The sequence below is a fragment of the Arthrobacter sp. 9AX genome, from assembly GCF_902506095.1.
GTDB lineage: Bacteria > Actinomycetota > Actinomycetes > Actinomycetales > Micrococcaceae > Arthrobacter.
In genome coordinates this window covers 2,176,964-2,196,240 of the sequence record NZ_LR733293.1, presented here as the reverse complement: position 1 = coordinate 2,196,240, position 19,277 = coordinate 2,176,964, and the positions used below count along the sequence as shown (strand labels likewise).

General features: G+C 64.0%; 19 protein-coding genes and 2 pseudogenes. 14 read left to right on the top strand and 7 right to left on the bottom strand.

The genetic code is table 11. From position 1 onward, the window contains the following. Positions 1 to 106 precede the first annotated feature (106 nt). The 8 genes from BACI348_RS10060 (at position 107) to BACI348_RS10025 (ending at position 7,706) form a co-directional block, all read left to right on the top strand. Positions 107 to 586 carry a hypothetical protein gene (locus tag BACI348_RS10060; RefSeq protein WP_159825413.1) on the top strand — a complete coding sequence of 160 codons (480 nt, stop codon included), beginning with the start codon at positions 107 to 109 and terminating at the stop codon, positions 584 to 586. A 40-nt stretch (positions 587 to 626) separates the two neighbouring features. After that, positions 627 to 1,787 carry a substrate-binding domain-containing protein gene (locus BACI348_RS10055; protein WP_159825411.1) on the top strand — a complete coding sequence of 387 codons (1,161 nt, stop codon included), beginning with the start codon at positions 627 to 629 and terminating at the stop codon, positions 1,785 to 1,787. Between the two features lie 56 nt (positions 1,788 to 1,843). After that, a complete protein-coding gene (locus BACI348_RS10050; RefSeq protein WP_159825409.1) occupies positions 1,844 to 3,352 on the top strand; it encodes a sugar ABC transporter ATP-binding protein in 1,509 nt (502 codons plus the stop codon). A gap of 3 nt (positions 3,353 to 3,355) precedes the next feature. After that, the gene (locus tag BACI348_RS10045; RefSeq protein WP_159825407.1) at positions 3,356 to 4,342 is read left to right on the top strand and encodes an ABC transporter permease; all 987 of its coding nucleotides are present in this window, start codon (positions 3,356 to 3,358) and stop codon (positions 4,340 to 4,342) included. 59 nt (positions 4,343 to 4,401) lie between these two features. After that, positions 4,402 to 5,217 (top strand): sugar phosphate isomerase/epimerase family protein, encoded by an 816-nt coding sequence (locus BACI348_RS10040; RefSeq protein WP_159825405.1) that lies wholly within the window; start codon positions 4,402 to 4,404, stop codon positions 5,215 to 5,217. A 65-nt stretch (positions 5,218 to 5,282) separates the two neighbouring features. Beyond that, positions 5,283 to 6,455, top strand: a complete 1,173-nt coding sequence (locus tag BACI348_RS10035; RefSeq protein ID WP_159825403.1) for a levoglucosan dehydrogenase — start codon at positions 5,283 to 5,285, stop codon at positions 6,453 to 6,455. Positions 6,456 to 6,522: 67 nt separating this feature from the next. Continuing rightward, the gene (locus BACI348_RS10030) at positions 6,523 to 6,846 is read left to right on the top strand and encodes a putative quinol monooxygenase (protein WP_236557519.1); all 324 of its coding nucleotides are present in this window, start codon (positions 6,523 to 6,525) and stop codon (positions 6,844 to 6,846) included. 581 nt (positions 6,847 to 7,427) lie between these two features. After that, positions 7,428 to 7,706, top strand: a complete 279-nt coding sequence (locus tag BACI348_RS10025; protein WP_201298408.1) for a hypothetical protein — start codon at positions 7,428 to 7,430, stop codon at positions 7,704 to 7,706. 124 nt (positions 7,707 to 7,830) lie between these two features. Here BACI348_RS10025 and BACI348_RS10020 read toward each other — a convergent pair whose 3' ends face one another. Together BACI348_RS10020 and BACI348_RS10015 are read right to left on the bottom strand one after the other, a co-directional pair. Continuing rightward, positions 7,831 to 9,174, bottom strand: a complete 1,344-nt coding sequence (locus BACI348_RS10020; RefSeq protein ID WP_159825401.1) for a formimidoylglutamate deiminase — start codon at positions 9,172 to 9,174, stop codon at positions 7,831 to 7,833. Then, positions 9,174 to 10,397 carry an allantoate amidohydrolase gene (locus BACI348_RS10015; protein WP_236557689.1) on the bottom strand — a complete coding sequence of 408 codons (1,224 nt, stop codon included), beginning with the start codon at positions 10,395 to 10,397 and terminating at the stop codon, positions 9,174 to 9,176. Before BACI348_RS10015 ends, BACI348_RS10020 begins: the two co-directional genes overlap by 1 nt. Positions 10,398 to 10,658: 261 nt before the next feature. Here BACI348_RS10015 and BACI348_RS10010 point away from each other — a divergent pair, with 261 nt between their 5' ends. From BACI348_RS10010 to BACI348_RS09985, 6 genes and pseudogenes are all read left to right on the top strand, one after another. Next, a complete protein-coding gene (locus tag BACI348_RS10010) occupies positions 10,659 to 11,306 on the top strand; it encodes an IclR family transcriptional regulator (RefSeq protein ID WP_236557517.1) in 648 nt (215 codons plus the stop codon). Then, a complete protein-coding gene (locus BACI348_RS10005) occupies positions 11,303 to 12,409 on the top strand; it encodes an ATP-binding cassette domain-containing protein (protein WP_159825399.1) in 1,107 nt (368 codons plus the stop codon). The genes BACI348_RS10010 and BACI348_RS10005 overlap by 4 nt, the downstream gene beginning before the upstream one ends. Continuing rightward, entirely contained in the window at positions 12,406 to 13,056 is a 651-nt protein-coding gene (locus BACI348_RS10000; RefSeq protein WP_159825397.1) for an ABC transporter permease, read from the top strand. The genes BACI348_RS10005 and BACI348_RS10000 overlap by 4 nt, the downstream gene beginning before the upstream one ends. Beyond that, complete coding sequence (locus BACI348_RS09995) at positions 13,053 to 13,790, top strand: ABC transporter permease (RefSeq protein WP_159825395.1); 738 nt, start codon at positions 13,053 to 13,055, stop codon at positions 13,788 to 13,790. Before BACI348_RS10000 ends, BACI348_RS09995 begins: the two co-directional genes overlap by 4 nt. Positions 13,791 to 13,874: 84 nt before the next feature. Then, positions 13,875 to 14,786, top strand: a complete 912-nt coding sequence (locus BACI348_RS09990; RefSeq protein WP_159825393.1) for an ABC transporter substrate-binding protein — start codon at positions 13,875 to 13,877, stop codon at positions 14,784 to 14,786. 30 nt (positions 14,787 to 14,816) lie between these two features. Beyond that, a pseudogene (locus BACI348_RS09985) lies at positions 14,817 to 15,131 on the top strand (urocanate hydratase); the annotation flags it as partial. On the opposite strand, the pseudogene BACI348_RS09980 reads toward BACI348_RS09985, so the two are convergent. From BACI348_RS09980 to BACI348_RS09960, 5 genes and pseudogenes are all read right to left on the bottom strand, one after another. Continuing rightward, positions 15,131 to 15,683 (bottom strand): annotated as a pseudogene (locus BACI348_RS09980) (SDR family oxidoreductase); the annotation flags it as partial. The pseudogenes BACI348_RS09985 and BACI348_RS09980 sit on opposite strands and share 1 nt — an antisense overlap. A gap of 1 nt (position 15,684) precedes the next feature. Continuing rightward, positions 15,685 to 16,129 (bottom strand): SDR family NAD(P)-dependent oxidoreductase (locus BACI348_RS09975; protein ID WP_236557515.1); only part of this gene is annotated, 445 nt, incomplete at its 3' end. Then, a complete protein-coding gene (locus tag BACI348_RS09970) occupies positions 16,126 to 17,070 on the bottom strand; it encodes a 2-hydroxyacid dehydrogenase (RefSeq protein WP_159825389.1) in 945 nt (314 codons plus the stop codon). The genes BACI348_RS09975 and BACI348_RS09970, both read right to left, overlap by 4 nt. 36 nt (positions 17,071 to 17,106) lie before the next feature. After that, a complete protein-coding gene (locus tag BACI348_RS09965) occupies positions 17,107 to 17,856 on the bottom strand; it encodes an SDR family oxidoreductase (protein WP_159825388.1) in 750 nt (249 codons plus the stop codon). A gap of 45 nt (positions 17,857 to 17,901) precedes the next feature. After that, positions 17,902 to 19,242 (bottom strand): MFS transporter, encoded by a 1,341-nt coding sequence (locus BACI348_RS09960; RefSeq protein ID WP_159825387.1) that lies wholly within the window; start codon positions 19,240 to 19,242, stop codon positions 17,902 to 17,904. Positions 19,243 to 19,277: the final 35 nt, after the last annotated feature.

Here is a 19,277-nt window from a genome sequence, read left to right as displayed (position 1 = left end):
GAAGTTTGACACTACCGACCGTAAACGCTTACGATCGGTTCGTAAACGTTCACGGAACACCGTTAGCGTTTACGGAAAGAGGAATTCGAAGAGGAAAGGAGCGCAGATGCCCGGCACCGTTGCAGATGCACTTGCGCTCGATTCCCGTTTCAGGCTTCGAAATGTTCACGGCGCCCAGTTGGCAAATCTTGCATTGCTCCTTACTGACGAAGAAGCAGTGGACGATCTCGCCTTAGCTGTCCGAACATTCGTCGCCGCCGGCTCCTCGGCCGTTGTTTGCGTCTTGGAGAACAACGTCCTTTGGGCCAGCATGATCATCACCGTCGACGAGTCGGGTGGGACCGCATCGGTTTCCACAATGGACACGCCAAACGCCGGCGGTGACATGACCCAAACCGCAGGCGAGGCGGTGAACTGGGTCCAGGCCCATTACGGGCCGTGTTCCCTGGGCTTCTTTGTCGAAAGAGAGCATGCGCAGGCTCTCCTGCGGGCTTCTGACAAGGCAGGGGCTGTCCGCACGGCCTCAGCCGCTGGGGCGCTCGTCCTGTCGCCGATTCCCCCGGCCCTGGCCGTCGCCCTCGCCTGATCCATCCAACCGTCCATCAACCCCAAAGCACTGGAGAACAATGATGATCCGCAGGCTTCCCTTTGTTGCCGTGGCAGCAGCCCTGTCACTTTCTATCGCTTCCTGCAGCAGTTCCACCACGGCCACTTCAAACGCTCCCGACGCCGGCGTTTCCGAAAAGGCACAGCAGGCCCTGGACAAGATCACAGGCCAGGTCCTGAGCAAGGGTCCCAACGGGGAGACCCCTTCCCCGGCCTCCGTTGCAGACCTGACGCCCGAAGAAATCGGAAAGATCAAGGCCCTCAACGCCACCGCCGCCATTGTTATGCACTACGGCGGCAATGACTGGGCCACCGCACAGACCAACGGGCTCAAGAGCGAATTCGAAAAGCTCGGCATCAAAGTCATCGCCACCACGGACGCCAACTTCAAGCCGGACAAGCAGGTGTCCGACCTTGAGACAGTGATGACGCAGAACCCGAATATCATCGTCTCCATCCCCACCGATCCTGTGGCCACTGCAGGCGCATACAAGAAGGCTGCAGCAGCCGGAGCCAAGATCGTCTTCATGGACAACATTCCCCAGGGCCTGACTGCCGGACAGGACTACGTCTCCGTCGTCTCTGCCGACAACTACGGCAACGGCGTCGTCTCCGCCCACCAGATGGCGAAGGCCATTGGCGGCAAGGGCAAGATCGGACTCGTCTTCCATCAGGCCGACTTCTTCGTGACCAAACAGCGCTACGAGGGCTTCAAGGAGACGATCACCAAGGAGTACCCCGAGATCCAGATCGTTGAGGAAAAGGGCATTGCCGGTCCTGACTTCGCCGGTGACGCGCAGGCCGCCGCGAATGCAATGCTGAGCAAGTACGCCGACCTGAACGGCATCTGGGCTGTTTGGGACGTCCCCGCTGAAGGCGTCATGGCTGCCGCCCGCGCCGCCGGCCGGCAGGACCTGAAGATCGCAACGGAGGACCTCGGCAAGAACGTCGCCATCGCCTTGGCCAAGGACCAGCTCGTCGTGGGCCTCGGAGCCCAGGTTCCGTTCGACCAGGGAGTAACCGAGGCCCGCCTCGCCGCAGGAGCACTCATCGGCAAGCAGGCACCGGCCTACGTGGCATTGAGCGCCCTGCCGGTGGACCACTCCAACGTTCTGGAGGCCTGGAAGCAGGTCTATCACGAGGATGCTCCGAAGGACATCCAGGACTCCTACAAGAAGTAGCCAGACCCGACGGTGCGGGGGAATCGATTCCTCCGCACCGTACCGAAAGGGCAACAATGAACACCGCAGACAATGTCGTCGAAATGCGCTCGATTTCCAAGGGCTTCAACGGCGTATCAGTTCTGAGGGACGTCAGTTTCGATGTCCGGAAGGGCGAAGTCCACGCCCTCGCGGGAGGCAACGGCGCCGGCAAGTCCACCCTCATGAAAATCCTCCAAGGCGTGTACCAGGCCGACGCCGGCGAGATCATCATTGGCGGCAAGCCGACTGTCATCAACTCGATCCACGATGCGAAGGCCGCTGGGATCGGCATGGTTTTCCAGGAGTTCAGCCTCGTGCCGAGCCTGACCGTTGCCCAAAACATCTTCCTCTCAGCCGAACCGCTCGGCGCCGGCGGCCTGATCGATGACCGGGCCGCGGTGCGGCGGGCCAGGGAGCTCTTCGCCGAGATGGAAGTTACCGTGGACCCCCAGGCTGAAGTGTCCCGCCTCGGGACGGCCTACTGGCAACTGACCGAAATCGCCAAGGCGCTCTCACAGGACGCCCAGGTGCTGATCATGGATGAACCCACCGCGAGTCTTGCCCGGCATGAGTCCGAAGCCCTCTTTGAACTCATCGACCGTCTCAAGGAACGCGGTATCTCCATCATCTACATCTCGCACCGCATGGACGAGGTCTACCGTCTCGCCGACCGGATCACGATCCTGCGCGACGGCAGCCGGCTCCTGACCGAACCGCTGACCAACGTGACCCCGGAGCAGATCGTCGAAGGCATTGTCGGCAAGAAGATCGAGGGCGAACTTGCCTACCGGGAGCGCGATCGGGTGGACCACGAAGGCGCTCCCCTGCTCGAGGTCCGTGGCCTGAACGCCGGGAGGCGTGTGAAGGATGTGTCCTTCGCGCTCCGGCCCGGGGAAATCCTGGGGTTGGCCGGCCTCATGGGCAGCGGCCGGACGGAACTCGCGCGCGCTCTTTTCGGTATCGACCGCAGGGACAGCGGCGACATCCTGATCCGTGGTGAGAAAGTCAGCCTGACCTCACCACAACAGGCCATCGACGCCGGGATAGCACTCATTCCGGAGGACCGGCGGGCCCAGGGACTTGTACTGGACCACTCCGTCCGCGACAACCTGCTTCTGCCCCTGCTTGGCCAGATCAAGCGCGGGCCGCTCCTTGACTCCAACAAAGGCAAGGACCTGTCCTCGTCGTTGATCAAGAAGTTTGCAGTCAAGGTCGCCCACCCCCACCGTCCGGTGCGCCTGTTATCAGGCGGCAACCAGCAAAAGGTTGTTATTGCCAAATGGCTGGGCACCGACCCGGACATCCTGATTCTGGATGAACCGACGGCCGGCGTCGACATCGGCACGAAAAGCGAAATTTTGGACATGATCCGTGAGCTGGCCAGTGCCGGCAAAGCCGTCATCGTCATCTCTTCGGAGTACCCCGAACTACTCGCGGTCAGTGACCGCGTCCTCGTCCTGAAGGACGGCTCCGTCATCCGTGACATCCCCCGCAGCAACATCGCTGACGAGGAATATCTTCAACTTGCAGTCCAGGGAGTCTGACCAGTGAGCAAGGCAAACACCATCGCGCCCCGGGACACCGCGGCACCCCGCAATATCGGAACAATGCTGAAAGACCTCGACTGGCGGCGCTACGTCATCTATATCGGTTTCGTCGTCGTCTTCCTCTTCTTCGCCGTTCTGCTGCGTGACCAGGGCTTCCTGTCACCGCAAAACCTGCTGAACATCTTCCGCCAGACCGCCACCATCACGGTCATCGCCGTGGGCATGACGTACGTCATCTCCTGCGCCGAAATCGACCTCAGCGTCGGATCAGTTGCCGGCCTGTCCAGTGTCTGCACCGCGATGGCACTGTCGCAGTGGGGCCTGATCCCGGGCATCCTTGCCGGACTCGCCGTCGGACTTGTGGTCGGGTCCATAAACGGCGCACTGGTAAGCCTTCTCGGCATCCCCTCCTTCCTGGTAACACTGGGCATGCTCGGTATCGCCGTCGGTGTAGCCCAGTGGATCACGGCCTCTGCCCCGCAGCCGATCCTGAACGACACCTTCAACATGCTGTTCGGATCCGGCGACTTCGGCCCCGTGCCGGGCCTGGTTGTCTGGAGTGCCATCTTCGTTGCCATCGGGGCCGTTGTCCTGAACCGCACGAAGTTCGGCCGCCAGGTACTCGCCACCGGCGGCAACCGCAATGCCGCAGAGTTCACCGGCATCAACACCAAACGCATTAAGTTCCAGGTGCTCCTCATCTCCGGCATGGTCGCCAGCGTCGCCGGCATGCTGTACGCCGGCCGCCTCCAGTCGGGCAGGTTCCAGTGGGGAGCCGGAGACGAACTCTCCGCCATCGCCGCGGTCATCCTGGGCGGAACCAGCCTCTTTGGCGGATTCGGCTCAATCGTCGGAACCCTCTTCGGTGCACTCCTGATCGGCCTGATCAACAACGGACTGATCCTGGCCGGACTGGACAGCAGCCAGCAGCAGGTGGTCCGAGGCGCCATCATCATCCTTGCTGTTGCACTCGCCCGGAAGAAGTAAAGGACCTTGACCTCCACAGCACGAGCCGGGATCATCCCGGCAGTTGAAAGGCATAAGCAATGAAACTTGGTTACTGTTCCATCACCTGGGGCGGCGTCGTCGGCCACCCCCAAGGCGTGACAAGCGTCAAGGACCTCTTCTACATGACGCACGGGTCCATGCGGGACGCCGTCCAGGACATCGCCTCCGTCGGTTACCAGGGCGTGGAGATGTTCGATGGCAACCTTGCCGAATACGCGGACAAGCCCGAAGAGCTCAAAGAGATCCTCAGCAGCAACGGCATCGCATTGACCAGTGTGTACACCGGCGCAAACTTCATCTACGGCGACATCCTTCCGGACGAAATGCACCGCATTCACCGGGCCGCGGAGCTTGCCTCAAGCTTCGGCGCGGAACGGCTGGTCGTGGGCGGCGGCGCGAGGCGTGCGGCCGGGACCACCGAGGAGGACTACCGGCGTCTCGGTGAAGCCCTGGACCAGGTCACGGACATCGCAGAGAGCTTTGGTCTGTCCGCGAGCTACCACCCGCACCTGAGCACCATCGTCGAAAGCCCGCAAGAACTGGACAAGCTCATGCCGCTGACCCGGATCGGCTTCTGCCCGGACACCGCCCACCTTGCAGCAGGCGGAGCAGATCCGGCCGCAGTCATCCGGAAGTATCCCGACAGGATCCAGCACGTCCACCTCAAGGACTTCCAGCAGGAACCGTTCAACTTCCTCCCCCTCGGCGAAGGCGAACTCGATTTCCCTGACATCATCGCCGCGATCCGCGAAAGCGGATACGACAGCTGGCTCATGGTCGAGCTGGACAACTACGACGGCGACCCCCGGGCAGCAGCCGAAATCAGCAAGAAGTACCTCGAAAAACTCCTCTGACCACATTTTGACCGCACGGGCTGCCGCAGCCGGCGCCCGCATTGTCCGAAAGGAACAGAATTATCATGCAGAACCTCAATGTCGGCCTCATCGGAGGCGGCTTTATGGGCAAGGCCCACTCCCTGGCCTACGCCGCCATGCCCATGTTCTTCTGGCCGGCACCGGCATTGCCGGTCCGCAAAGTCATCGCTGAAGCCAACGGGGACCTCGCCGCCGAAGCAGCACGCCGCTTCGGCTTCGAGAACTCCACCTCGGACTGGCGCAGCATCATCGACGACCCTGACATCCACGTCGTCGACATCGCCACGCCCAACCACCTTCATGCAGAAATCGCCATCGCCGCGGCAGAGGCAGGAAAGCACATCATCTGCGAAAAGCCCCTGGCCCGCACGGGCGAGGAATCCAAGGCCATGTACGACGCGGTCAAAGACAAGAACATCGTCCATATGGTGGCCTTCAACTACCGCCGGACCCCGGCCGTCGCGCTGGCAAAGAAGTACATTGAGGAAGGCGCCATTGGCCGCATCCTGAACTTCCGCGGAACGTACCTCCAGGACTGGAGCGCAGACCCCAACTCCCCGCTGTCCTGGCGTTTCCAGAAGTCGATCGCAGGTTCCGGCGCCCTCGGCGACATCGCCACACACGTCATTGACATGGCCCGCTACCTCGTTGGCGAGTTCAGCGCCGTCAACGCCGTTCTGTCCACCTGGATCCCGGAGCGGCCGCTGCAGACAGGTGGAGCCGACGCACTCGGAAACGTCCGGGGCGGGGAGGGCCCCAAGGGCCAGGTCGACGTCGATGACGAGGTCATGACCATGATCCGCTTCGCCAACGGGGCCGTGGGTTCCGTGGAAGCAACCCGGAACGCCCACGGCAGGAACAATTACATCACCTTCGAAATCCACGGAACCGAAGGCAGCATCGTCTTCAACTACGAACGACGCGACGAACTGCAGGTGTCCTTCGCCTCCGACCCGGCCGACCGGCGCGGATTCCGCACCGTCTACACCGGGCCCGCCCACCCGTACGGCGAAGGACTGTGGCCCATCCCGGCACTGGGCATCGGGTACGGCGAAACGAAGATCATCGAAGCGCATGACTTCTTCAAGGCCATCGCGGAAGGCGGCAGCGTAAGCCCGAGCTTCGCAGACGGCTACCAGGTCGCCCTGATCGACGACGCCATCGTCGAATCCGCTGCCAAAGAGTCATGGGTCGAGGTCCCACAGATCAACGCCTGACCCAGCAATCCCGGGAGGGGCGGTATCGCGCCGCCCCTCCCCTCTCCCCCGACCTCAAGGACCGACAATGACCGAACCCCTCCTGACCCGCCAGGGCACGGACGAAGTCTGGCTCATGCCGGTCTTCATCGCCAAAGCGGGATACGAAGCCGACCTTCAGGAAGCGCTCCTGGCCCTGCAGACAGTAAGCCGCGGAGACGAGGGCTGCCTGCACTACACGGTATTCACCGACGCCCAGAGACCGGGAACGTTCGTACTTTTCGAAGGATGGTCCAGTGCAGACGACCTGAAAGCCCACAACGAAGAGAGCCACGTCATGGAATTCGTGCAGGCAGTGGATTCGCTCCTGGCCGTCCCGTTCTCCGTAACTCCCCTCGCTCCCCTGGCCTGACCCTGCCCACTACGATTTTGGGGTACGTACCAGGTGACGGCAGCTACCAGGGGCGCTATGGGTGCACAAGAAAGTCCGCCCGTCCGTCCAAGTGCCGCCCCTGTTGACGGGGTGGCCCTAGGGCGGCTTTTGTCGCTTCTGGTGGACGGTGTTTCTGCTGGGGAGCTGGAGTCACAGCTGGCCAGGGATCCAGGCGAAGAACCTGCTAGAGCCGGGCACGGCAGCAGCTGCCCGCAGCCTTAACACCAGGCTGCGGGAAGCGGGCAGGCGTGAAGGCCTGCTTCGGGTCCTGTATGACACTGCCACAGACCTGACGGGTATCCGCGATGTGGAGGCTGTCCTCAAAGCCATCGTTCGCTGGACCCGCTCCCTTATCGGGAGCGACATCGCCTACCCGAGCCTGAATGACTACACCACCGGGGAGTCCTACATCAGGGTGACCGACGGGGCCGCGACAGCGCTGTTCCGCAACATCCGGATGCCCCTCGGGGAGGGCGTCCTCGGTGCCGTGGCTACCGGAGAGGCACCTGCGCAGAGCGCTGATTACCTGATCGACAAAACAAAGTCACACCTGGAGTCGAGTGACGCCGCCGTCGCTGCCGAAGGGCTACAGCGGCGCCTCCATGGGCTACCAGTTCGGATCGGTCCTTGCCGGCGGTATCGCGCCGCTGGTCGCCGTGGCCCTGCTCAACGCCGGTAACGGCGAACCAGGCTGGGTGATCCTGTACTTCAGTGTCATCGGTGTCATCACCGTGGCCTCGGCGATCCTTGCACCGGAAACCGTGAAGCGCGTCCGCGGCCGCCTCGAAACGGCAGCTGTCCCCGCTGCGGACTCAGCTGAGAAGGCCCGCGCGAACTAAGCGGCGTTGCAAAGCGAAAGCGCCGGTGCCACCCGCAATGAGCGGGTGACACCGGCGCTTTCGGTTCGTGGGCACCCCGTCAGTCGTCAGCCTTCTAAACGCTGCCCTGTTGGTTGCGCGGGGGTCAGGTGAAGTTTCGGATTGCTGCTGCCAGCAGCGGTCCCGGTTCGCCAAGGGTGTGATGGTGGCCGTTCGTCACGACGAGTCTGCCGCCAATGATGACGCGGGCAACGTCGCTGGCCGTGGCGGACAACGGGAGTTGTTCGGGCCGGGACCCTGCAGTCCTCGCCGAGTCGGGAACGATTGCCACCACATCGCAGACAGCCCCGACGTGCAGGGCGCCCGGCGCAACCGGTGTGGCCATGGATCGTGCGGCACCTTGCGTGGCGGCTTGCAGGAGTTCAGCCGGGGAGAACCGGCCGCGTTGTCCTGAACTGAGGCGCTCACCGTGTTCCAGCGCCCGCATTTCGATCCATGGGTCGATGACGGCGTGCTGGTCAGTTCCCAAAGCGATGGTGGCTCCGGCATCGGCAAGCACCCGGGCAGGTCCGATGCCGTCGGCCAGGTCGGCTTCCGTGGTGGGACACATCACCACGGTTGTGCCCGACTCCCCCAGCAAGTTGATGTCCGCTTCTGTCAGATGGGTGCAGTGGACGGCGGAGAGCTTTGGGCCAAGGAGGCCGTGCCGCGCCAGCAGCCCGGCCGGCGTCAGGCCGTATGCCTCGACGCAGGCATCATTTTCAGCAGGCTGTTCACTGAGATGGATGTGCAGCGGCAGGTCATCAGGCAGTTCCCTGGCCACCACTGCCAGGTCCTCCTCGGGAACTCCACGCACGGAGTGCAGCGCGGCTCCCACGCTCACCATCTCCGGCGGGAAAGTGCTTGCGACCTCGGCCCGCAGCGACTCAAGCCGCTTCAGCCAGGCATGGACGTCCACGTCACCGAATCGGGCCTGCTCTGCGCTGAGAGGCATGCCGATGCCGCCGGCCACGTACAGGGTGTCCAGCAGCGTCAGCCGGATGTCGGCAGTCACTGCCGCACGCGCCAGGGCGAGCTCCATGGCGTGCGGCTCCGGATAGGGCCGGCCGCCGGGCTGGTGGTGGACGTAGTGGAACTCCGCCACGCTGCTGAAGCCGGCAACCACCATCTCGGCAAATACAGCCGTAGCCAGCTGCTCGTAGCTCTCCGGTGTGAGCTCTGATGCGCTCCGGTACATGTGCTCGCGCCAGAGCCAGAAGTCGCCGCGGCCGGCATGCGTCCGGCCGCGAAGCACCCGGTGGAAAGCGTGCGAATGCGCATTTGCTGCCGCCGGGAAGGCGACGCCCGGCAGCACCTGCGCGTCCGGCGAGGCGGCCACTCCAGAGGAGATCCGCACGATCCGTCCGCCGTCGCTTTCGATCTCGACCCGGTCGGCGGTTACGGGTCCGTCGGTGCCGGACAGAATTGCCTTCTCGCACCAGTACCGCATCACAGCAGGCCTGCCAGGACGTCCGCGAGGGCGGCAGCACCGGCGTCGGCATCCCTGTCCGCCACGTGTTCCTCGGGGGAATGCGAAATACCGCTCGGATTCCGGACGAACAACATGGCGGAAGGGACGAAGCCGGCCAGGACGCCGGCGTCGTGACCGGCTCCGGTAGCGAGTACGGGCGCGTGAGGCAGCAGGCCGCTGATCCTGCCGGTGAGGCCGGCGTCAAAGTGCACAGTGTTGCTGTATGACTCCTCAGTGAGGGTGACGGTGCATCCTTCCTCCGCTGCAACGCGTTGGGCCCTGCCGTGGATGCCTTCAACCAGGTGGGCCGTGACCCTGTCATCCGGGTGGCGGGCATCCAGCCACAGGTCCACGCGCGAAGGAATCACATTGGTGCCGCCAGGCACAGGAACAATCCGGCCTACGGTGGCCCGCGCATCGGGTTGCCGGGCAGCCGCCTGACGTACGGCCACGATAATCTGCGCCGCGGCAACCATGGGGTCGGCGCGATCGGCCATCAACGTGGTGCCCGCATGGTTTCCCTGCCCGTGGATGCTCAGTTTCCAGCGGCCATGGCCGAGGACGGAACTGCCGACGGCAATGCCGGGGCCGTCTGTCCCCAGGCCAATGCCCTGCTCGACGTGAAGCTCTACGAAGTCACCGATCCGGGCAAGCGCTTCGGCATCGGGGCCCATATAGCGGGGATCCAGTCCGTTGGCGCGCGCGACATCGGCGAAAGTGTTGCCGTCGGCATCGCGAAGATTGAGGGCCTTGTTGGTGTCAATGGCCCCGGTGAGCAGCCGGGAGCCGAGGCAGGCAACGCCGAAGCGCGAGCCCTCTTCTTCCGGAAACACCGTGATGGCCAGTGGACGGCTCGGGGCGGTTCCGCGCGCCCTCAGGAGGTCTACGGCGGCCAGCGCCGAGGCCACGCCCAGCGGCCCGTCGAAGGCGCCGCCTCCGGGAACTGAGTCGAGGTGACTGCCCGTCACCAACGCCCCGTCCGACGGCTGGCCCCACCACGCCCAGATGACTCCGTTACGGTCGGTTTCAACCTCGAGGCCGCGCCGCCCGGCCTGCTCGACAAACCACCCGCGCAGGTCGAGTTCGGCCGTTGAGTAGACGGGCCGGGTGTAGCCGCCGCGGAAGGCATCCCGGCCTACATCCTTGATTGATTCCAACAGCTGGGTGACGGTTTCCACATGGCCCTCCGATTGAATACGCATTGCCACCAAGTAAAAACTACTTTTCATGTAACGGCAATGCCCCAGAGCCGCCGGCAGCGCCGTTAACAGCCCTGAAACACCGCCGAAACGTGCGGTTTTCGGTGGCCGTCATAAAGTGCCGCCGGGCTCGTAACCTGACGAAAGCTATTGCCATTCCGTGAAAATGGGTTTTTACTAAATGGCAAGACAACGTGATTCGGACCACTTGAAAGCGGGCTGGCAGTGGCTGCAGACTCCTCGACGCGGACGGTAGAGCGGGCATTGGCCCTTCTGAGCGCCGTGTGCACGGACGGGGCTGTCAGCCTCAGCGACGCGGCACGGTTGGTGGACCTCTCCGCCAGCACCGCGCTTCGGCTCCTGCGGACTTTGGAAGGCAGCGGTTTTGTCTCCAGGGATTCCGCCGGAAACTTCAGGCCAGGAGCCAGTGTCATCCAACTCGGAGCCCTGGCACTAAGCCACGAGTCACTGGTCTCCCTGTGCACCCCGGTGATGAAAGAGCTCGTCGCCAGGACCGGCGAATCCTGCTACTTGAGCATCACCGGCCCGGGTGAGACGGGGATCTACATTGCCATCGTTGAAGGCACCCATTCCATCCGGCATGCCAGCTGGGTCGGCAGGAGCATCCCGCTGGAAGGATCCGCTGCGGGCAGGATCCTGACCGGTGGTGGAACAGAAAACGGCTTCGCAGTCATGCGGAGCGGCGTTGAAGATGACGTGACGGCCGTTGCCGCTCCCGTCATCATGGGTGGCCGGACCGTGGCCGCCCTCAGCATCGTGGCGCCCAGCTACCGGCTGGACGGAACGAAGGCAAACAAAATCGGCGAGGAGCTGGCGACCGTGGCGAAGAACATCCTCGCCACACCCTCCAAAGACCATGAGCTGCCCCAGGAAAGCATGGAAAAGAAATGATCAGGTTTGAAAGCATTACCAAGGCCTACCCGGACGGGACGGTGGCTGTAAACGGGCTGGACCTTGAAGCCCCCACCGGCAAGCTGACCATCCTTGTAGGACCATCGGGCTGCGGCAAGACGACGTCACTGCGGATGATCAACCGGCTTATTGAGCCGACCAGCGGCACCATATACCTGGACGACCAGCCGACCTCGGGGATGGATGCAGCGTTGCTTCGCCGGAGGATCGGCTACGTCATCCAGCATGCCGGCCTCTTCCCGCACCGAACCATTGTGGACAATATCGCCACGATGCCGCTACTGCTCGGTGAGAGCCGCCAGAAGGCCCGCCACCGTGCCCTGGAACTGATGGAACGGGTGGGGCTCCCCGAAACCTTCGCCAACAGGTACCCCTGGCAGCTCTCCGGCGGGCAGCAGCAGCGCGTAGGCGTGGCCCGCGCCCTTGCCTCGGACCCGGCCTTTATGCTGATGGACGAGCCCTTCAGCGCCGTGGACCCCGTGGTCCGGGCCCAGCTGCAGGAAGAATTCCTCCGCCTCCAGCGCGAGATCGGCAAGACCATCATCATGGTCACGCACGATATCGATGAAGCCCTGAAGCTGGGCGACCAGGTGGCCGTAATGCGCGTCGGCGGGAAGCTCGCCCAGATGGCCACGCCCTCCGAGCTCCTCACGTCCCCCGCGGATGAGTTTGTGGCCGATTTTGTCGGCCGCGACCGCGGCTACCGCTCCCTCGGTTTCACCGCCGCCGCGGGAAGTGTGGCTGTGGGTGAAGAATGGACAGTGCAGCTCGGTGCGTCCGCTGCCGAAGCCCAGGCCAAGGCCACCGGTGCCTGGGTCCTGGTGGTGGACGCAGGCAGGAGGCCCCTCGGTTGGGCACAGCCCGAGCAGGTGCACGGCGAACTGCGCAAGGAACACCTCAACCTCAGCGGCACGTCCGCCCAGGCGTCGGGAACCATGCGCCAACTCCTCGACGCCGCGCTCTCCTCGCCCAGCCGCCGCGGCGTCGTCGTCAACGAACACGGCGAACTGCTCGGCACAGTCACAGCCACCGACGTCGTCAAGGCCATTGAGGCAGAACCGCACCTGGAGACCGCCCGATGAACTTTGAATGGCTGGGACGCCAGTTCGACAACATCGTGTTCCTGCTGGGATGGCACGTACTGCTGGCCGTCACGCCGCTGATCCTTGGCCTGCTCATCGCGCTCCCCCTGGGCTGGTGGGCCCACCGCAGCCGCCGCATCTACCCTTTCCTGGTCGGAGTGGCGGGACTCCTCTACACCGTCCCGTCCCTGGCGCTGTTCGTCCTGTTGCCGGTAATCCTCGGCACCAAGATCCTTGACCCCCTCAACATCGTCGCCGCCCTGACCATCTATACCGTTGCCCTGCTGGTAAGGGTGGTGGCCGATGCACTGGATTCCGTTCCCCAGGACACCGTCCAGGCGGCCAAAGCCATGGGATACCGCGCCTACCAGAGCCTGCTGAAAGTGGAGCTTCCCGTCGGTGTCCCGGTGATCTCGGCCGGGCTCCGTGTTGCGGCCGTCTCCAACGTCAGTCTGGTCTCAGTCGCTGCCCTGCTGGGCATCCCCCAGCTCGGTTCCCTTTTCACGCAGGGGTTCCAGTTGCGTTTCTTCACCCCCATCATTGCCGGCATCGTCCTCTGCGTGGTCCTGGCGATGATCCTCGATGGACTGATCATCCTCCTCAACCGGTGGCTCACGCCCTGGACCCCCAAGGTGGTGGCATCATGATCAACTACTTGTTCGACCCGGCCCACTGGAGCGGCGCCGACGGCATTCCCACGCTGATTGGCGAACACCTGATCTACTCCCTGATCGCACTGGCCATCGCAGCGGTCATAGCGGTCCCGCTCGGGATCTATATCGGGGTCACCGGGAAAGGCGTGTTCATGATCGCGGGCCTGGCCAACGCCCTGCGCGCCCTGCCCAGCGTTGGCCTGCTGATCCTGCTGGTCCTGCTCATCTCCCCCGCTTTTCCTTCCAAAATGGGTTACATCCTCCCCAGCCTGATCGTGCTGGTTCTCCTGGCCGTCCCACCCATCCTGACCAATACATACGCCGGCGTCCGCGCCGTTGATGCCGCAGCCGTCGACGCCGCCCGGGGCATGGGTTTCCGCACCATGAAGATCCTCACCGACGTGCAGCTTCCCTGCTCGCTTCCGCTCATGCTCTCCGGCGTCCGAAGCGCTTTGCTCCAGATCATTTCGACGGCGACCATCGCGGCCTACATTTCGCTCGGCGGACTGGGCCGGTTGCTCATCGATGGCAAGGCGCAAAACGACTACAGCCAGATGGTTGCCGGTGCAGTGCTGGTAGCACTTCTAGCGCTGTTCTTCGACCAGTTGCTGGCATTTATCACCCGCCGCGTGGTGTCACCCGGACTGACGCGCCGCACCGTCAAGGCCACACTGCCTTCGGGGGAAGTGATTCCCTCAGAGACCGCGAAAACCCCCACCGCCGTCTGAACCAGCCGGCCCGCTTTCCTTGCAGCACAAAGTACCCCCACCTGGCTGCCGCATGCCTGCGGCACCCCTCACAGGAGAAACCCCATGAAAAAGTACCTGACCGGATTCACCCTCGCGGCAGTCGCCGCCATCACCCTGAGTGCCTGCGGCGGAGATCCAATGAGCACCGCCAATAACAACAGCCAGGCCTCATCAGGCGACAGCATTATTGTGGGGTCCGCGGATTTCCCGGAAAGCCAGCTCATCGCCAAGATCTACGCTGAAGCGCTGAAATCCCAGGGTGTCGAGGTGGCCGAAAAGCCCAGCATCGGCAGCCGCGAGGTCACTATCCCCGCGCTCAAGGACGGCTCCATCGATCTCATGCCCGAATACGGCGGCGCACTGCTGCAGTACCTCGACGCCGAAACCAAGGCAGTCTCCTCTGAAGAAGTAGCAGCGGAGCTGGCAACGAAGATCCCCTCCGGCCTTACCCTCCTGACCGCTTCCGAAGCTGAGGACAAGGACGTACTGGCCGTGAAGAAGGAAACCGCGGAGAAGTACAACCTCAAGACCATCAGCGACCTGGAGCCCGTGGCCAAGGAACTCGTCCTGGGCGGCCCGCCGGAGTGGAAGACCCGCGTCAACGGCGTCGCCGGCCTCAAGTCCGTCTACAACCTCGAGTTCAAGGAATTCTCAGCGCTCGACGCCGGCGGCCCGCTGACGCTGAACGCCCTCCTTTCCGGCCAGGTCCAGGTTGCAGACCTCTTCAGCACCGACCCTGCGCTGTCGGAAAACAACCTCGTAGCGCTGGAGGACAGCAAGAACCTCTTCCTGTCCGAGAACATCGTTCCCGTCATCAATGAAAAGAAGTCCAGCAGCACCGTCAAGGACACCCTGAACAAGGTATCCGCGGCCTTGACCACCGAAGACCTGATCGAGATGAACGGCCGCGTGGCAAAGTTCGAAGACATCGGGGAAATCGCCAAGGAATGGCTTCAGTCCAAAAACCTGGCCTGATCCGCAGTCCTTAGTACTAGGAGAACTTGAATGACAGCTGATTTCACTTCCGGTGCCCGCCCGGTCAAAGCTGCCCGGGGTACTGGGCTCACGGCCAAGTCCTGGCAGACCGAGGCGCCGCTGCGGATGCTGATGAACAATCTGGATCCGGAGGTTGCTGAACGCCCGGATGATCTGGTGGTGTACGGCGGCACGGGCCGGGCTGTGCGGTCCTGGGCGGCGTTTGATGCGATCACCCGGACGCTGGAGAGCATGGAGAAGGACGAGACGCTCCTGGTCCAGTCCGGCAAGCCGGTGGGGGTGTTCCGGACCAACGAGTGGGCACCGCGGGTGTTGCTGGCCAATTAGACCACCACCGTCATTCCGCCGTCGATAAAAATGGTCTGCCCGTTCACGAAGTCAGAACCGCTGGAAGCCAGCCACACGGCCGGTCCGGCGAGGTCCTGCACGGTCCCCCACCGGTTGGCCGGGGTGCGGCCCAGGATCCAGGAGTTGAACTGCTCATCATCGACCAGGTTCTGCGTCATCTCGGTGTGGATGTACCCCGGCGCGATCCCGTTGATCTGCAGCCCGGATGCCGCCCACTCCGCCGTCATGGCCCGGGTCAGGTTCCGCAGCCCGCCCTTCGCCGCGATATACGGGGCGATGGTAGGCCGGGCCAGGTCCGTCTGGACCGAGCAGATGTTGATGATCTTGCCGTGCCCGCGCGGGATCATGAACCGGGCCGCCTCCCGGCCCACCAGGAACGCACTGGTCAGGTCCGTGGTAATCACCCGCTCCCAGTCCTTCACGTCCAGGTCCAGCATCGGCACCCGGTGCTGGATCCCGGCGTTGTTCACCAGGATCTCCAGCGGGCCAACATGCTCCTCCACCCAGGCAATGCCGCGGGCAGCCTCANGGACCGAGCAGATGTTGATGATCTTGCCGTGCCCGCGCGGGATCATGAACCGGGCCGCCTCCCGGCCCACCAGGAACGCACTGGTCAGGTCCGTGGTAATCACCCGCTCCCAGTCCTTCACGTCCAGGTCCAGCATCGGCACCCGGTGCTGGATCCCGGCGTTGTTCACCAGGATCTCCAGCGGGCCAACATGCTCCTCCACCCAGGCAATGCCGCGGGCAGCCTCAACGTCACTCGTGACATCAAACGCGACACTGTGCACCCTCCCCGGCGCGAAGTCGGCAGCCATCGCCGCCACGGCGGACTTCAGCCGCTCCTCAGTAACACCGTTCAGCACCACTGTTGCACCGGCGTCGGCCAGTGCCCTTGCCAGCGCGTTGCCAATCCCGCGGCTCGAACCGGTGACCAGCGCAACCCGGCCCGTCAGGTCAAAAAATGAACTCATGCGAACGGACCTGCCTGTACCAGGTTGGCCGGAGCCTTGCCCGCAGCGAGCGCCTCAAGCTGCCTGCGGAGGAGGTTCAGGATGCGCGGCTGGAAGGCTGAGGCGTTGCCCCCCACGTGCGGGGTGATCAGGGCGTTGGTGGTGGACCACAGCGGGTGGTCCTGCGGCAGCGGCTCGGGATCGACGACGTCGATGGCGCACTGCAGGCGGCCGGACACGACTTCCTTGGTCAGCGCGGCGGTGTCCACCACGGAGCCGCGGCCTACGTTCACCACCAGGGCGCCGTCCGGGAGGGCCGCCAGGACCTCTTCGCCGATCAGCTGGTGGGTGTGCTCGTTAAGCGGCAGCACGGAAACGAGGATGTCGTGGCTGGCGGCGAGTGCGGCCAGTTCCGAGGAGGCGTGGACCTCGCCCTGCTCATCGGTCCGGGCCGAGCTGCCCACCCGGGTCAGGGTCACTTCGAAGGGTTCCAGCCGGCGTGCGATCTCGTGCCCGATCCCGCCCACACCCACCAGCAGGACCCGCCGGTCCGCCAGCGACTGCCGGCGCTCCGGCCGCCACAGGCCGTGCTGCTGGTCCCGGACGGCCGCGTCGATGCCGCGCAGCTTCGCCAGGATCAGCCCGATGGCCAGTTCCGCCGTCGCCGCCGTATGGACACCCGAGGCACTGGCCACGCCGGCTGCCGGGCCCGCGGCCTCAATCACGCCGTCGTAGCCGGTGGACTGCGTCTGCACGTACTTCAGCTGCTCCACCTTGGCCAGGGACCCCAATACCGCGCCGGCATTGATATACGGCAGGATGACGCCGTCGATCTCAGCCAGCGTCCCGCCGTCGGGGTCCTCCTTCAGGTCCCAGACCACTCCCCGCAGCCCTTCGGGCAAAGGTGAGAGGTCATCGAGGAGCTGCTGGTCGGGGAAGCTGACGGTGCGGACTGTGTGCATGGGGAAACCTATCAATCTGGAGCGGGTGGGCGGGGGCTAGCGCCGGTCGAACGTGAGTCCGCCGGGGACCTGGAACGTGGGCATCAGCTCCAGCATGCCAACATTCACGTGCCGGGGTGTTTCGATGGCGTAATCCATGGCGTTGACGATGTCATCGGTGGTCAGGGATTCGTAGCCCTCGTAGTAGGTCTTCCAGGCCTCTTCCATCGCCTCGGGCGTGCCGCCCATGTTGCGGCCGAAGATTTCGGTCTCCACCCGGCCCGGGCAGATTTCGGTGACGCGGATGCGCTTGCCCACGGTGTCGTTGCGGAGCTGGCGGGAGATCTGGTGCACCGCCGCCTTGGTGGCGTGGTACACCGTGTGGCCGTAGAAGTTGTAAACGCCGGCGATGGAGCTGACGTTGATGACGTGCCCCAGGTCGCGCTCCACCATGCCCGGGAGCACCAGCCGGGTCAGCTGGAGCAGGCCGCGGAGGTTGACGTCGATCAGTTCGTCTATGTCGTCCTCGCTGGAGTCCAGGATGTTGCCGGGCCGGGAAACGCCGGCGCAGTTCACCAGGACGTCCACCTGGAGATTTCCGACGGCGGCAGTCATGGCTGCCGTGTCCGTCAGGTCAACCACGTGCGGCACTGCCCCGGTCTTGTCCGCGAGTTCCTTCAGGCGGTCCTCGTTCCGGGCCACGGCGTGCACGGTGAGCCCGCGCTTGGCCAGGCGTTCGGCGATGGCGGCGCCCATACCGGTGGAGGCACCGGTAACGAGGGCGGTCTTGTAATCAGAAAAAGTCATGCGGATCTCCTGTCAAGGTGCAGCGCTGAGCTGCCGGGTGGAAAGTTAGGCGTCGCGGAGGGGCTGGTGCGCCCGGTCCTTGACCGTGCTGACGGCGGCAAGCGTGCCCAGCGCGGTGATCACCGCGTAGAAGGCGGGCATGTAGATGTTGCCGGTGGATGAGATCAGCCAGGTCATGAGCAGCGGCGCGGTGCCACCGAACAGGGCTGAGGAGATGTTGTAGCCCAGGCCGTAGGCGGAGTAGCGGACGCGGGTGGGGAACAGTTCCACGATCAGGATGTGGATCACTGCCGTGTGGCCGGCGAAGACCAGTGCCATGATGCAGGCACCCAGGATGGCGAAGGCCATCTGGCCGGTGGCGATCAGCGCGTAGGAGGGGATGCCCAGCACTGCCATGGCGATGGCGGAGCCGGCGATCACCTTCTTGCGGCCGATGCGGTCGGAGAGGGCGCCCATGAAGGGGATGGCGATGCAGATGACCACCAGGCTGCAGGCGGTGACCAGCAGGGCCTCGCCGATGGTGAAGTTGAGCTGCTTGCCCTTGAGGAAGGTGGGCATGTAGGAGAACAGGACGTAGTAGCCGGAGCCGTTCATCAGGGGTATGAAGAGGGCCAACAGCATGGCACGGCGGTGTTCGGCGGACTGGAAGGCTTCCTTGAGAGGGTTCTTGGAGAGTCCGCCCTCTTCCTTCAGCTTCTCAAAGTTGGGGGTGTCGCTGATGGCCTTGCGGATGTACCAGCCGATGATGCCCATGGGGATGGCGACCAGGAACGGAATGCGCCATGCGAACGCGCCGAACCCGCCGCCGTCGATCGCTGCCTGGGTGAGCCACGGGGACATGGAGTAGGCAACCAGGGTGCCGGTGAGCAGTGCTGCGAAGGAGGCGATCTGGGCGTAGGAGGTGATGATGCCGCGCTTGCCTTCGGGGGCGTGCTCGGCGAGGAAGGTCATGGCGCCGGCAGCTTCGCCGCCCACGGAGAAACCCTGCAGCAGGCGGAGCAGCACCAGCAGGATGGGTGCCGCGATGCCGATGGCCGCGTACGGCGGCAGCAGGCCGATGCCGGCCGTCGCCACACTGATCAGCAGGATGACGAACACCAACAGCTTTTGCCGCCCGATCCTGTCACCAAGGTATCCGCACACCACAGCGCCGAGGGGGCGCACAAAGAAGGAAACGGCGTAGCCGGCGAACACGAACAGCAGGGCGTTGTCCGGGTTTCCCGGTGCCAGGAAGACGAGGGCAAGCGTTCCGGCCATGAAGGCGAAGATGCCGTTGTCATAAAGTTCCACGAAAATGCCGACGCAGCCGGCCGTGACAACCTTGCGGGTCTGCTTGCTGCTGAGCCGCTCTGTGTGCGGCTGGGCCGCGTGCGTAGAGGTGGACATGGCGTTCCTTACTTAAGGGGATGGTAACAATGCTT

Coding starts and splice junctions, on each gene's coding strand:
- BACI348_RS10050 (WP_159825409.1), top strand. CDS start 1,844: ATGAACACCGCAGACAATGTCGTCGAAATGCGCTCGATTTCCAAGGGC.
- BACI348_RS10060 (WP_159825413.1), top strand. CDS start 107: ATGCCCGGCACCGTTGCAGATGCACTTGCGCTCGATTCCCGTTTCAGG.
- BACI348_RS09960 (WP_159825387.1), bottom strand. CDS start 19,242: ATGTCCACCTCTACGCACGCGGCCCAGCCGCACACAGAGCGGCTCAGC.
- BACI348_RS10005 (WP_159825399.1), top strand. CDS start 11,303: ATGATCAGGTTTGAAAGCATTACCAAGGCCTACCCGGACGGGACGGTG.
- BACI348_RS09970 (WP_159825389.1), bottom strand. CDS start 17,070: ATGCACACAGTCCGCACCGTCAGCTTCCCCGACCAGCAGCTCCTCGAT.
- BACI348_RS09990 (WP_159825393.1), top strand. CDS start 13,875: ATGAAAAAGTACCTGACCGGATTCACCCTCGCGGCAGTCGCCGCCATC.
- BACI348_RS09995 (WP_159825395.1), top strand. CDS start 13,053: ATGATCAACTACTTGTTCGACCCGGCCCACTGGAGCGGCGCCGACGGC.
- BACI348_RS10040 (WP_159825405.1), top strand. CDS start 4,402: ATGAAACTTGGTTACTGTTCCATCACCTGGGGCGGCGTCGTCGGCCAC.
- BACI348_RS10020 (WP_159825401.1), bottom strand. CDS start 9,174: ATGCGGTACTGGTGCGAGAAGGCAATTCTGTCCGGCACCGACGGACCC.
- BACI348_RS10055 (WP_159825411.1), top strand. CDS start 627: ATGATGATCCGCAGGCTTCCCTTTGTTGCCGTGGCAGCAGCCCTGTCA.
- BACI348_RS10035 (WP_159825403.1), top strand. CDS start 5,283: ATGCAGAACCTCAATGTCGGCCTCATCGGAGGCGGCTTTATGGGCAAG.
- BACI348_RS09965 (WP_159825388.1), bottom strand. CDS start 17,856: ATGACTTTTTCTGATTACAAGACCGCCCTCGTTACCGGTGCCTCCACC.
- BACI348_RS10015 (WP_236557689.1), bottom strand. CDS start 10,397: ATGCGTATTCAATCGGAGGGCCATGTGGAAACCGTCACCCAGCTGTTG.
- BACI348_RS10000 (WP_159825397.1), top strand. CDS start 12,406: ATGAACTTTGAATGGCTGGGACGCCAGTTCGACAACATCGTGTTCCTG.
- BACI348_RS10030 (WP_236557519.1), top strand. CDS start 6,523: ATGACCGAACCCCTCCTGACCCGCCAGGGCACGGACGAAGTCTGGCTC.